Here is a 13,981-nt window from a genome sequence, read left to right on the forward strand (position 1 = left end):
CTAACAGGTGTTTTGCTTTTTTAAAAGTAATTTGACATTGATTTATTCCAGCCATATACTAAACTTATATTAATATGTGGTTTAGAAGAGGAATTATATGAATACACATAATACTATTAACAAACAAAGAGAAAAAATATTACTCAGTGGTGTGGCAGCTGCTGCTTTAGGATTAATTAATGCCAAACCCCAAACGGTGAAGGCGGCTAGTCAGAATGGCACTCGTACTACTAAGAAGACTGCTAGAAGAGCGGTCAAGACTAAGTTAAACTATCAAAGTGATATGACTAAAACTAGTGCAGAAGCCGTTACTAATGATGAAAATAGTGGTAATCAATCTAATAATGTTGGCGCAGTAAACAGCAATCTAGAAACTGGGCAACACCAAGCTAGTGTTGTCAATAACAATAACAGCATATTAACTGAAACTAACCAAGACGAAGCTGCAGTCAATGAAAAAACTGACGAGCAAGAAACAGACCCAATAAAATTTGTAGCTGCTAAGGCATCTCGTGAAAGTAATACTTCTGTTTCAAGTACTTGGAATGATATCCCAGTCTCCTTTAATAATGGCGTCTTATCACTCGGTGAAAAAGACAAAGACTACTCAATTGACAATACCGCTGAAAAAGAAATTGGCATTAATAATAATATAAATAATATAAATACTGATAATATTACTGAAATAGATATTTTGGGAAAAATCACAATTAATGGGCCAGCTGATTCATTATTTGATACTCTTCCTAATTTAACTCAAATTAACGGCTTAAATAACTTCATTACTTCAGATGTCACTGACATGAGCTACATGTTTGCTGATTGTCCGAAGTTAGTTTCATTAGATCTCTCAAGTTTTGATACTAGCAAAGTTACATTCTTTTCTTCTATGTTTTATGCAGATACTGACCTATCTAGCGTAAACTTATCTAGTTTTACAATTACTGATGATGCTGTAGATTATAGTTTGTTTGATTCATGTACAAATTTAACTAAATTAGTTTTAGGTAAAGGAATTAAATTCACTACAACGAATGATCTACCAAACGATTCGCTTCAACAGCCAGGTACCTGGGTAAACATGGGTGAAGGAAACAGTTCCTTGACTAAAGGTACTAATCAGTGGTCTTCGGCTGATTTAATGACCAATTACCAAGGAGACAGAGACCATGATACTTACATTAGATATACTGGTGGCACCGTAACTGTCCATCGCCAAGATGAAGATAGCAATCAGTTAGTTGATCAAGAAGGTAAGCAAATTCCTGATGAGAAACTCTTTGGCAATATTTCAGATCCAGTAACTGTTGATACCAGCAAGGAAATTGCCGGTTACACCTTCAAAGAAAATCAAAATTCCGATGTAAAAGCATTTACCTCCGACCCGCAAGATATTACTTTGGTCTACTCTAAGAGTAAAACTGATAACACTTGGGAAGGCGTTCCTTACACCTTTAATAATGGCGTCTTATCGCTAGGTGAAAAAGGTAAAACCTATACGATAAATAATTCAGATAATAAAGATATTAGTATTTTTAATAATATCAGTAATGTTGCTGGAACCGATATTACAGAAATTGATATTAATGCTCCCATTGCCATCATTGGATCAGCTGAAATACTTTTCTACCGTCTGTTGAATCTCACCACAATAAATGGTTTAAATAAATTAGATACTTCTAAAGTAACGAATATGAAACAAATGTTTATGAGTTGTACAAAAATGACTTCTTTAGATCTATCTAGTTTTGATACTACTAATGTAACCAGCTTTAATACAATGTTTGCTAGCGATCCTAACCTAACTAGCGTAGATCTATCTAGTTTTACCGTTTCAGATAATGCTACAACGATGGGAATGTTTGCATTGAGCAAACAGCTTACCTCAAGTTTGTCCAAATTAATTTTAGGTAAAGGGTTTAAATTCACTACAAGCAATGATAGACCCAACAATTCACTTCAACAACCAGGTACCTGGATAAATATGGGTGAAGACAATGGTTCTCTGACCAAAGGTACTAATCAGTGGTCTTCGGCTGATTTAATGACCAATTACCAAGGTGATAGAGACCATGACACTTATGTTAGATATACTGGTGGCATAGTCACCATTCATCGCCAAGATGAAGATGGCAAGCAGCTAGTTGATCAAGATGGTAAGCAAATTCCTGATGAGAAACTCTTTGGCAATATTTCAGATCCAGTAACTGTTGATACCAGCAAAGAATTTGCTGGTTACACCTTCAAAGAAAATAAAAATTCTAATGTAAAAGCATTTACCTCCGACCCGCAAGATATTACTTTGGTCTACTCTAAGAGTAAAACTGATAACACTAGTGACAACACTTGGGAGGGTGTTCCTTACACCTTTAATAATGGTGTTCTATCGCTGGGCGCAAAAGGTAAAAATTATAAAATTGACAACTCAGGAAACAAAGAAAAGAGCTACGCACTTGACACTCGAGATATTAGCCTTAGCCAAAATATTAAGGGCGTAAATGTTGATGAGATTAAAGAAATTGATCTTAATGCGAATATTAAAATTATAGGTAGCGCCAATGGACTATTTAAGAACCTGAAGAATTTAGCTACTATAAAAGGCTTAAGTAATTTAGATACATCACAAGTAACTGACTTTAGTCTGATGTTCAGTGGCGACACAGCTTTAACTAGCGCAGACTTGTCTAATTTCCAAGTTGCAGATACTGCCGCCGCAATGACGGACATGTTCAGTTCTTGTTCCAGCTTAACTAAGCTAACTTTAGGCACAGGCTTTATGTTTATTGGCTCCACTGGATTAAACGATTTATCAGGTACTTGGATAAATATGGGTGCAGGCGAAGGTTCCCCAGCTAAAGGAACAAATCAATGGACTTCAGCTGACTTGATAACTAACTACCACGGAGACACAAACCATGATATTTATGTTCGTTTTACTAACCTTGGTGGTAAAATCACTATCAACTATCGTGACCAAGATGGTAAAGAAATTCCTGGTGTTCCCGCTGAGGTCAACTTTGGCAACGAGAATGATAAACTTATTAACGATGATCCTGTTACGACTTTCAAACTTAAAGACACCCTTAAAGACAGTTCAGGTACTGAATATCAGTTTGACCATGCTGTACAAAACAATTCACGCATTACTTTGAGTGATGTAACATATAGTGCTAGCGCCAACCCGCAAGATATTACTTTGGTCTACACTAAGAAAACTGGTACAGGTAGCAATGGCTCCGGCAGCAATGGCTCCGGCAGCAATGGCTCTGGTAGTAACGGCTCCGGTAGTAACGGGTCCGGTAGCAACGGTTCCGGCAGTAACGGGTCCGGCAACAGCACTCCTAATACTTCAGTACCAAATAACACTAACAGTTCTTCTGGAAATAACGGTTCAGTCAATAATCCTTCATCTTCTAATAGCCAAGGTTCCAATAGTCAAGGCAGTAACACTGGCAATTCTAATAATAATTCCAGTTCCGCAAGTAATGGCCAAAATAATGGCAACAACTTGCCTAACAATGAACCGAATAACATTCCATCACCTGTGAACCGCAAGCCCAAGACTGTTAAGCCTCACAAGACTATTAATAAAGGATTTAATATCAAAGATCAAAATGCAATTCATAACCAGCAACTGGCAAACAGTTTAAAGAACAGTGGTTCGAGCTCAAATGCACAAAATAGTGCAAGCAATACCTTGCCGCAAACTGGTAACGACAAGCATAACAGTTTAGCAATGCTGGCTTTGGGCAGTTTAGCTTTAGCAACCGCCTTAGGTGCAGCCTGGTTTGGTCGCAAAAAAGACTAGCTAAGTTTTAAATAATCAAAGCGTTCTATATTACAAAATGTAGAGCGCTTTTTTGGTTAAATAGACCAGGTTTGACTTTTACTAAACTCAGCCATATACTAAGCTTATATTAACATGCAGTTTAGAAGAGGAATTATATGAACATGCTTAAGAATAATAATAAACAAGGAGAAAAAATATTACTCAGCGGCGTAGCCGCAGCTGCTTTAGGCTTAATTAATGCTAAACCCCGGACGGTAAAAGCAGCCACTTTGAATGGCAATCGTGCTACCAAGAAGACGACTAGAAGAACGGTTAAGACCAAGCTAAACTATCAAACTGAGATGGATTCAGAGACTGCAGGCGAAACGGCAACCGCTGACCCTGCTAACCAAGATAGTGGCAGTCAAACTAAAGTAAATACAGCAGACAGCACAACAAATGGACAGGAGCAAAACTCTACAACTAATACTAATGACAACACAGCAAGTGAAACCACTCAGGGACCAAGTACTGCCAGCAACAGTCAAGCTGACAAAAAAGAACAAAAGACCGACCAATTCGATCCTGCAGCAGCTACTAGAACTATCCATACCGGTACATGGGCTTCAGTAAAATTTACCTGGGATACTGACGGCACCCTTACTCTTGTGCCAGGAGATTCAAATACCTTTAATGGTAATTACTCCGATCCTTCACCAATAAGCATTCAACATGCAACACTTGATAATAATGATCCCTATCATTTTGATCCACTAGGTTTTAATGTTATCCAGCGTATTGTGGTCAATGGACAATTTAAAGTCGATGGTAATGCTCACGGCATGTTTGCTAACCTTAAATATTTAACTAGTATTACAGGGCTAAACAACATCAACTTTTCAGGTGCTGATGATATGTCTAGCCTATTCCAAGATGATGAACAACTAACCTCCATTGATGGCCTCGATAAGTTGAAAACTCAACGGGTAACTAATGTAGCTGGTATGTTCGAGGACTGCTATGCTTTAGAAAATGTATCTTTACCATCAACTTTTGATTTTAGTCAGGTTCAGCTTATGAACGCAATGTTTGATAACTGTAAGAGTCTTAAAAGCATCACTTTTCCTTCAAACATTGATACTTCAAAAGTTATAAATATGAATGGCATGTTTAATGGCTGTGAAAAGTTAACTAACATTGACGTGTCCCATTTCAACACCGAAAAGGTACTTGCTTTTGTAAGTATGTTTCAAGGCTGTAAAAAGTTATCGACTCTAGACATTAGTTCATTTGATATGTCTAAAGCGGCAGATTCATCAAAAGATGATAAAATTTACGGCTTGTCTAACATGCTTGAAGGTTTAGCTGGACTAACCAAATTAATTTTAGGGCCAAAGTGTATACTTACAAAAAACGGCAATAATGTTGGATTTGACACTCCTACTACTTGGGTTAACCAAGGTCTAGGCAATCCAGCCTTAGCCAAAAATACCAATATTTGGTCTCCTACTGAGTTAATGGAAAACTATGAAGGCTCAAGGGATTATGATACTTATACGAAATATACAGGTGGAATTGTCAGAATTCATCGTCTTGATGAAAATGGTCAGCCTTTAGTTGACGAAAATAACAAACAAATTCCTGACCAATTCTTATTTGGCAATGAGGGTGACCTTATAGATGAAAAACAAATAGATCGATCTAATTTCCCTAATAGTGGTTATTCATTTAAAGAAATTGAAAATTTCCCTGAAGGAGGAAAATTTACCAGCAAGGAACAAATCATTAATGCCCTATACACTACTATAAATGGTAACGTAACAGTGCAATACCGAGATGAACAAGGCAAGCCGCTTGTTGATCAAAACGGTCAGCAAATTCCAGCCAAGCAACTACAGGGAAGAATTAGTACTCCTTGGACAATTGGTGCACCTTATTTCAAGGGGTATGCTTTTGTCAATGCAACTGATAGAAATGGTAACACTGGCATCACTTCAGGAAAATATACCAATGTTCCTCAAATTATTACACTTAACTATACTAGCGAGGCTAAGCCCGCTACTATCAAGTACCGAGATGAAAGTGGTAAGTTAATAGCTGAAGATGAAGAAATTAATGGTAAAATTGACGAACCAAAAATTGTAAAGCCTAAGAAAATTACAGGGTATACCATTAAGTCAATTTTTATTAATGATGTTAAGCAAGACTCAACTGAGCAAGCAGCATTTACTCTTAATGAAAATCCTCAAACTATTTTGTTTGTTTATACTAAAAATTCAGACAATCCTGGGAATAAGGTCCCAGCTGCTAATGTCACGGTTCATTATCGCGATGAGAATGGCAATAACATTGCACCTGACGTTATATTAACTGGCTATGTTGGAGATAGTTATGTTTCTGAAGCTAAAGTTATTCCCGGCTATACTTTGAAAATCAGACCAAATAATGCTACGGGCGTCTTTAGTTCTTATCCTCAAGATGTAACTTATGTTTACAGTAAAAATAATACTAATACTGTTCCTAACGTTCCAAACGTTCCTAATGTTCCAAACGTTCCTAATGTTCCAAACGTCCCACCAATTAATAATCCAGGCAATAACGATCAAAACAATACGCCAACACCTGTGAACCGTAAGCCAAAGACTGGTAAGCATCATAAAACTATTAATAAACATCCTAAAGCAAAAATTAAAAATGAAGTTCAACACAAACAGTCAAATAATAGTTTGAAACACAACAGTCTTACTCCAAATGCACAAAATAGTGCAAGCAATACCTTACCGCAAACTGGTAACGACAAGCATAACAGTTTGGCAATGCTGGCTTTGGGTGGACTTGCAGTAGCAACCGCCTTAGGTGCAGCCTGGTTTGGTCGCAAAAAAGACTAGCTAAGTTTTAAATAATCAAAGCGTTCTATATTACAAAATATAGAGCGCTTTTTTGGTTAAATAGACCAGGTTTGACTTTTACTAAAGCCAGCCATATACTAAGCTTATATTAACATGCAGTTTAGAAGAGGAATTATATGAATATGCATAAGAACACTAATAAACAAGGAGAAAAAATATTACTCAGTGGCGTAGCCGCAGCTGCTTTAGGCTTAATTAATGCCAAGCCCCGGGCGGTAAAGGCGGCCACTTTGAATGGCAATCGTGCTACCAAGAAGATGACTAGAAGAACAGTCAAGACCAAGTTAAACTATCAAACTGAGATGGATTCAGAGACTGCAGGCGAAACGGCAACCGCTGACCCTGCTAACCAAGATAGTGGCAGTCAAACTAAAGTAAGCACAACAACTGGCCAAGACCAAAGTTCTGCTGCTTTAACCAGTAATAATGACCACGATTCTGTTTCAGCTTCTGATAATAAGACTACTACAGAACGATTTGATCCTGCTAAAGCTACTCGCGATGAAAACTCAACTACACCTACTTGGGATGATGTTCCTATTGAATTTACAAATGGCACTTTAAAAGTAGGTTTAGCAAATAATGAATATACGATTACTAAAAATGATGGAGAATATGGCGGCTTCAGTCAAAAAGGTAATATTAAAAATATTGATCTAAACCCAAGCAGTGTTAAAGAAATTGATTTTGTTGGAAAAATCCATTTCGTAGGTAATGCCAATCGTCTTTTCTCTGATTTAACAAATCTTACAACCATTAACGGATTAGAAAACTTTGACACTACCAAAATAACAAATATGTCATCTATGTTTTACAATTGCTCATCGCTAAAAAGCTTAGATCTCTCTACATTTAGTAATAAAAGTATTGATCATGACCAATATTCAATGCTGTCAATGTTTGCTAATTGCACTAGTTTGGAAAAACTAAACATTAGGTATTTTACCACTCCTGGTGGTGATAACTCATTGTCATATTGGTTTGAAGGAGACAAAAATTTACGACAAATAACTATAGGACCAGACTGTTCTCATTTAACTTATACTAGCCTCGAAACTGAAGGAAGCTGGGTTAACATGGGTATTGATGGACCAGCCAAAAGAGGAACAAACAGGTTTTCTGATTCAGATGACTTTATAAATAGTATGTTTTCTCCTATGCAATATGATACCTATGTTTGTTTTGCCAATCTTGGTGGGGATATTACTATTAAGTATCGCGATCAGGATGGAAATGAAATTTCCGGTGTCTCTAATGATACCAACTGTGGCAACAAGGGTGATAAACTCATTAACGATGATCCGATTACAACCTTCAAACCTAAAGAAACTATTAAGGACAGTTCAGGTACTGTATATACCCTTGACCATGCTGAACAAAATAATTCCCCGGTTACTTTGGGTGATGTAACATATAGTGCCGACCCGCAAACTATTACACTGGTCTACAAAAAGAGTTCTAATGATCCAGGCAGTGGCTCAACCACTACAGATTATATGTGGGGAAAAGTACCCGTAACCTTTGATGAAGCTACTGGAACTCTCACCGTTAAGGAAGGAGAACTTGCTCCTAACTCAGCCATATCCCTTCCCGGTATACCTTTGGATATCGGAATTCAAGCAAAATTAAGCAACATAGCCAACAAAATTAAGCAAATTAATATTGTAGGAACCGTTAAAGTTAAGCAGACTGCTTTTAATTTATTTGGTAGTCTACCTAATTTAACTACTATTACCGGGCTTGAAAAGCTTGACATTACTGACCCGTCAGTAACCAGTATTAGTCAGCTCTTCTCCAACGATCCAAAGCTGACTACAATTTCGGGACTTGAAAAATCTGATTCAACAAAGTTTGTTACAAGTAATATTACTGATATGAGTGCTCTATTTTCTAAATCAAGTGCTCTAACCAAATTAGATTTATCCAATATGGATATGTCCAAAGTAACTAATTTCCAAAAAATGTTTGAAAATTGTACCGGTCTGAATCAGTTAGTTTTAGGTAAAAATACCAAATTCTCGCCAGACAATAGTGGACTCACAAATTCTGGGAAATGGATAAATATGGGAGTTGATCAGGACTCTCCCGCTAAAGGGACAAATAAATGGACTTCAGATGAGTTAATGACCAATTACCAAGGTGATAGAGACCATGACACTTATGTTAGATATACTGGTGGCATAGTCACCATTCATCGCCAAGATGAAGATGGCAAGCAGCTAGTTGATCAAGATGGTAAGCAAATTCCTGATGAGAAACTCTTTGGCAATATTTCAGATCCAGTAACTGTTGATACCAGCAAAGAATTTGCTGGTTACACCTTCAAAGAAAATAAAAATTCTAATGTAAAAGCATTTACCTCCGACCCGCAAGATATTACTTTGGTCTACTCTAAGAGTAAAACTGATAACACTAGTGACAACACTTGGGAGGGTGTTCCTTACACCTTTAATAATGGTGTCTTATCACTGGGCGTAAAAGGCATAAACTATACAATTGACAACTCAGGAAATAAAGAAAAGAGCTACGCACTTGACACTCGAGATATTAGCCTTAGCCAAAATATTAAGGGCGTAAATGTTGATGAGATTAAAGAAATTGATCTTAATGCGAATATTGCAATTATAGGCAGTGCCAACGGACTATTTAAGAACCTGAAGAATTTAGCTACTATAAAAGGCTTAAGTAATTTAGATACATCACAAGTAACTGACTTTAGTCTGATGTTCAGTGGCGACACAGCTTTAACTAGCGCAGACTTGTCTAATTTCCAAGTTGCAGATACTGCCGCCGCAATGACGGACATGTTCAGTTCTTGTTCCAGCTTAACTAAGCTAACTTTAGGCACAGGCTTTATGTTTACTACACTGGATAATCAGCCAAATAATTCACTCCAGCAACCAGGCACCTGGGTAAACATGGGTGCAGGCGAAGGCTCTCCAGCTAAAGGTACAAATCAATGGACTTCAGCTGACTTGATAACTAACTACCACGGAGACACAAACCATGATATTTATGTTCGTTTTACTAACCTTGGTGGTAAAATCACTATCAACTATCGTGACCAAGATGGTAAAGAAATTCCTGGTGTTCCCGCTGAGGTCAACTTTGGCAACGAGAATGATAAACTTATTAACGATGATCCTGTTACGACTTTCAAACTTAAAGACACCCTTAAAGACAGTTCAGGTACTGAATATCAGTTTGACCATGCTGTACAAAACAATTCACGCATTACTTTGAGTGATGTAACATATAGTGCTAGCGCCAACCCGCAAGATATTACTTTGGTCTACACTAAGAAAACTGGTACAGGTAGCAATGGCTCTGGTAGTAACGGCTCCGGTAGTAACGGGTCCGGTAGCAACGGTTCCGGCAGTAACGGGTCCGGCAACAGCACTCCTAATACTTCAGTACCAAATAACACTAACAGTTCTTCTGGAAATAACGGTTCAGTCAATAATCCTTCATCTTCTAATAGCCAAGGTTCCAATAGTCAAGGCAGTAACACTGGCAATTCTAATAATAATTCCAGTTCCGCAAGTAATGGCCAAAATAATGGCAACAACTTGCCTAACAATGAACCGAATAACATTCCATCACCTGTGAACCGCAAGCCCAAGACTGTTAAGCCTCACAAGACTATTAATAAAGGATTTAATATCAAAGATCAAAATGCAATTCATAACCAGCAACTGGCAAACAGTTTAAAGAACAGTGGTTCGAGCTCAAATGCACAAAATAGTGCAAGCAATACCTTGCCGCAAACTGGTAACGACAAGCATAACAGTTTAGCAATGCTGGCTTTGGGCAGTTTAGCTTTAGCAACCGCCTTAGGTGCAGCCTGGTTTGGTCGCAAAAAAGACTAGCTAAGTTTTAAATAATCAAAGCGTTCTATATTACAAAATGTAGAGCGCTTTTTTGGTTAAATAGACCAGGTTTGACTTTTACTAAACTCAGCCATATACTAAGCTTATATTAACATGCAGTTTAGAAGAGGAATTATATGAACATGCTTAAGAATAATAATAAACAAGGAGAAAAAATATTACTCAGCGGCGTAGCCGCAGCTGCTTTAGGCTTAATTAATGCTAAACCCCGGACGGTAAAAGCAGCCACTTTGAATGGCAATCGTGCTACCAAGAAGACGACTAGAAGAACGGTTAAGACCAAGCTAAACTATCAAACTGAGATGGATTCAGAGACTGCAGGCGAAACGGCAACCGCTGACCCTGCTAACCAAGATAGTGGCAGTCAAACTAAAGTAAATACAGCAGACAGCACAACAAATGGACAGGAGCAAAACTCTACAACTAATACTAATGACAACACAGCAAGTGAAACCACTCAGGGACCAAGTACTGCCAGCAACAAGCAGTCTGACTCTACTAATAAAAAAATTAGTAAAAAGGATTCTAATAACGTTATTTCAAGTAAGTGGAACAATTTAGATGTCACTTTTAACAATCAGACTGATGAACTGGTAATTTCAGGTGGTACTGATGAGAACCCGGCAGTTATTGACGTAACTGCCACTCCTAATGCTCTAGTCGGAATAAGTAGACATATTGACTCAGTATCTGATGATTCTATAAAAACAATTACTTTAAAAGGTAAGATAAAATTTATAGGTGACGCAACTGATTTATTTTCTGACTTAAAAAATTTAACTACCATTAACGGACTGAATAACCTAGATGTTTCGCAAGCTACTAGCTTAAAGAACATGTTTTCGTTTGATTATAGTTTACAGAATTTAGATTTGACCAGCTTTGACACTGCTAATGTTACTAACATGTCAAGTATGTTTGAAGGTTGTTATGCACTTAAGGATCTAAAATATGATCCTGACAAATTTAAAACTGATAAAGTTACTAACATGTCATACATGTTTCAAAGGTGTTATAGACTTTCCAAGTTAGACTTATCTAAGTTTAATACTACTAATGTTACTGACATGTCACATATGTTTGATGATTTAGGCTCTACCACTTTAGACTTATCTAGTTTTGACACCTCTAATGTTACTAATATGGCAGGTATGTTTGAAGGAAACGGATTAGCTACTTTGGATATTACCAAATTTAAAACTTCCAAGGTAACAGACATGTCGGACATGTTTGACGGGTGTAAAAATCTGAAAAATATAAACTTATCAAATCTTGATACTAGTAATGTTACTGATATGACCAGAATGTTCCAAGATTGTAGGGGCTTAACCAGTTTAGACTTATCTAATTTTAATACTGCTAATGTTACCACCATGCATCAAATGTTTGAAAGCTGTACTTCCCTATCAACACTGGATGTATCTCCTCTCAATACTGCTAATGTTACTGATATGTCAGAGATGTTTGAAGACTGCGTTGATCTTACAGATTTAGACATATCAATGTTAAATACATCTAATGTCACAAATATGTCAGAGATGTTTCAAAGCTGCGCCAGTTTAACCAAGGTTAATGTTTCTAAAATTGATACATCTAAAGTAGAAAGAATGGACCATATGTTTTATAACTGTGGGGTTTTACCAAGCTTAGATTTATCTACCTTTGATACTTCTAGTGTAGCCAATTTTAATGGAATGTTTCGTGACTGTGCTCACCTAAAGAGCCTAGATATTTCTCATTTTAAGACAACCGCAAAGACTGTAAAACCTGGAGGAATTTCCATGCAATTTATGTTTGAAGGTTGTCTAAGCCTACCCGCTATAGATGTTTCTAGTTTTGACACTTCTAATGTTGGTGACATGAGTTCCATGTTTCAAAATACTTTTTCCTTAAAGACACTAGACTTGTCTAACTTTAACACCTCTAATGTTGGTGATATGACAGATATGTTTTATCAATCCGGAATAACTAGCGTAGATTTATCCAGCTTTGATACATCTAAAGTATCTAGCATGGAAACCATGTTTCAGTCATCTAATATTGTTAGACTTAATCTTAGTAACTTTGATATGACCAAAGTTATTTCGAAAGGCTATATGCTGGGAGGAATGCGAAACTTAAAAGTATTGATATTAGGTAAAAATGTGGATTTAAAGGAAGGCTACGTTCAGCCAGGGTCTACTTGGGGAGACTCTCCATCAATTAACGATCTCCCTAACAACGGAAAATGGATTAATGTTGGTGTTAATGGACAATTGCTTCAAGGTGCACATAAGTGGACTTCACAAGAACTAATGGAAAATTACAATGGTAAATCAGATTATGATGTTTATGTCAACTTTCCTGATCCAAGTTTAATTACTATTCAATATGTAGACGAGACAGACCCAACCAAAATAATTTCTCCAACTGATTATCAGTGTGGTAAATCCGGTGAAAGTTTAACTGACCCGATTAAGCCAAGAAAAATTGACAATTATGATTTTTCTTCTGTACACGCTACTTTAAACGGTAAGGACGTTTCTGATTTAAGCAGTCTAAATAATTTGAAGTTCTCTTCTGCTTCAGACCCGCAAACTATTACTTTCTTTTATAAACCTTATAATGGGTCTGGCAGTAACGGCTCCGGCAGCAACGGCTCAGGTAGTAACGGGTCTGGCAGCAATGGCTCCGGTAGTAACGGGTCTGGCAGCAATGGTTCTGGCAGCAACGGCTCCGGTAGTAATGGTTCTGGTAGCAACGGCTCCGGTAGTAATGGTTCTGGTAGCAATGGCTCCGGTAGTAACGGTTCTGGTAGTAACGGCTCCGGTAGCAATGGCTCCGGCAGCAATGGCTCCGGCAGCAATGGCTCTGGTAGTAACGGCTCCGGTAGTAACGGGTCCGGTAGCAACGGCTCCGGCAGTAACGGCTCCGGCAACAGCACTCCTAATACTTCAGTTCCAAATAACAACAATGGAAATAGCTCAAGCAATCCAAACTCTTCTGGAAATAACGGTTCAGTCAATAATCCTTCATCTTCTAATAGCCAAGGTTCCAATAGTCAAGGCAGTAACACTGGCAATTCTAATAATAATTCCAGTTCCGCAAGTAATGGCCAAAATAATGGCAACAACTTGCCTAACAATGAACCGAATAACATTCCATCACCTGTGAACCGCAAACCCAAGACTGTTAAGCCTCACAAGACTATTAATAAAGGATTTAATATCAAAGATCAAAATGCAATTCATAACCAGCAACTGGCAAACAGTTTAAAGAACAGTGGTTCGAGCTCAAATGCACAAAATAGTGCAAGCAATACCTTGCCGCAAACTGGTAACGACAAGCATAACAGTTTAGCAATGCTGGCTTTGGGCAGTTTAGCTTTAGCAACCGCCTTAGGTGCAGCCTGGTTTGGTCGCAAAAAAGACTAG

The 13,981-nt window shown here is 37.6% G+C and carries 4 protein-coding genes; all 4 read left to right on the forward strand.

Going from position 1 to position 13,981, the window contains the following annotated elements:
• Window positions 1-97: 97 nt before the first annotated feature.
• Window positions 98-3,808, forward strand: a complete 3,711-nt coding sequence (locus LDX54_RS08870; RefSeq protein ID WP_265667373.1) for a BspA family leucine-rich repeat surface protein — start codon at window positions 98-100, stop codon at window positions 3,806-3,808.
• A 137-nt stretch (window positions 3,809-3,945) separates the two neighbouring features.
• Window positions 3,946-6,657, forward strand: a complete 2,712-nt coding sequence (locus tag LDX54_RS08875; protein WP_265667372.1) for a MucBP domain-containing protein — start codon at window positions 3,946-3,948, stop codon at window positions 6,655-6,657.
• Window positions 6,658-6,794: 137 nt separating this feature from the next.
• Window positions 6,795-10,547, forward strand: coding sequence for a BspA family leucine-rich repeat surface protein (locus tag LDX54_RS08880; protein ID WP_265667371.1), 3,753 nt, complete (start codon window positions 6,795-6,797; stop codon window positions 10,545-10,547).
• Window positions 10,548-10,684: 137 nt separating this feature from the next.
• Entirely contained in the window at window positions 10,685-13,981 is a 3,297-nt protein-coding gene (locus LDX54_RS08885; RefSeq protein ID WP_265667370.1) for a BspA family leucine-rich repeat surface protein, read from the forward strand.

The sequence above is a fragment of the Lactobacillus sp. IBH004 genome (assembly GCF_026185255.2).
GTDB classification, from domain to species: Bacteria; Bacillota; Bacilli; order Lactobacillales; family Lactobacillaceae; genus Lactobacillus; species Lactobacillus melliventris.

What these genes read in the sequence shown, in the direction of transcription:
- LDX54_RS08870 (WP_265667373.1), top strand. Translation starts at nt 98, where the DNA reads ATGAATACACATAATACTATTAACAAACAAAGAGAAAAAATATTACTC.
- LDX54_RS08875 (WP_265667372.1), top strand. Translation starts at nt 3,946, where the DNA reads ATGAACATGCTTAAGAATAATAATAAACAAGGAGAAAAAATATTACTC.
- LDX54_RS08880 (WP_265667371.1), top strand. Translation starts at nt 6,795, where the DNA reads ATGAATATGCATAAGAACACTAATAAACAAGGAGAAAAAATATTACTC.
- LDX54_RS08885 (WP_265667370.1), top strand. Translation starts at nt 10,685, where the DNA reads ATGAACATGCTTAAGAATAATAATAAACAAGGAGAAAAAATATTACTC.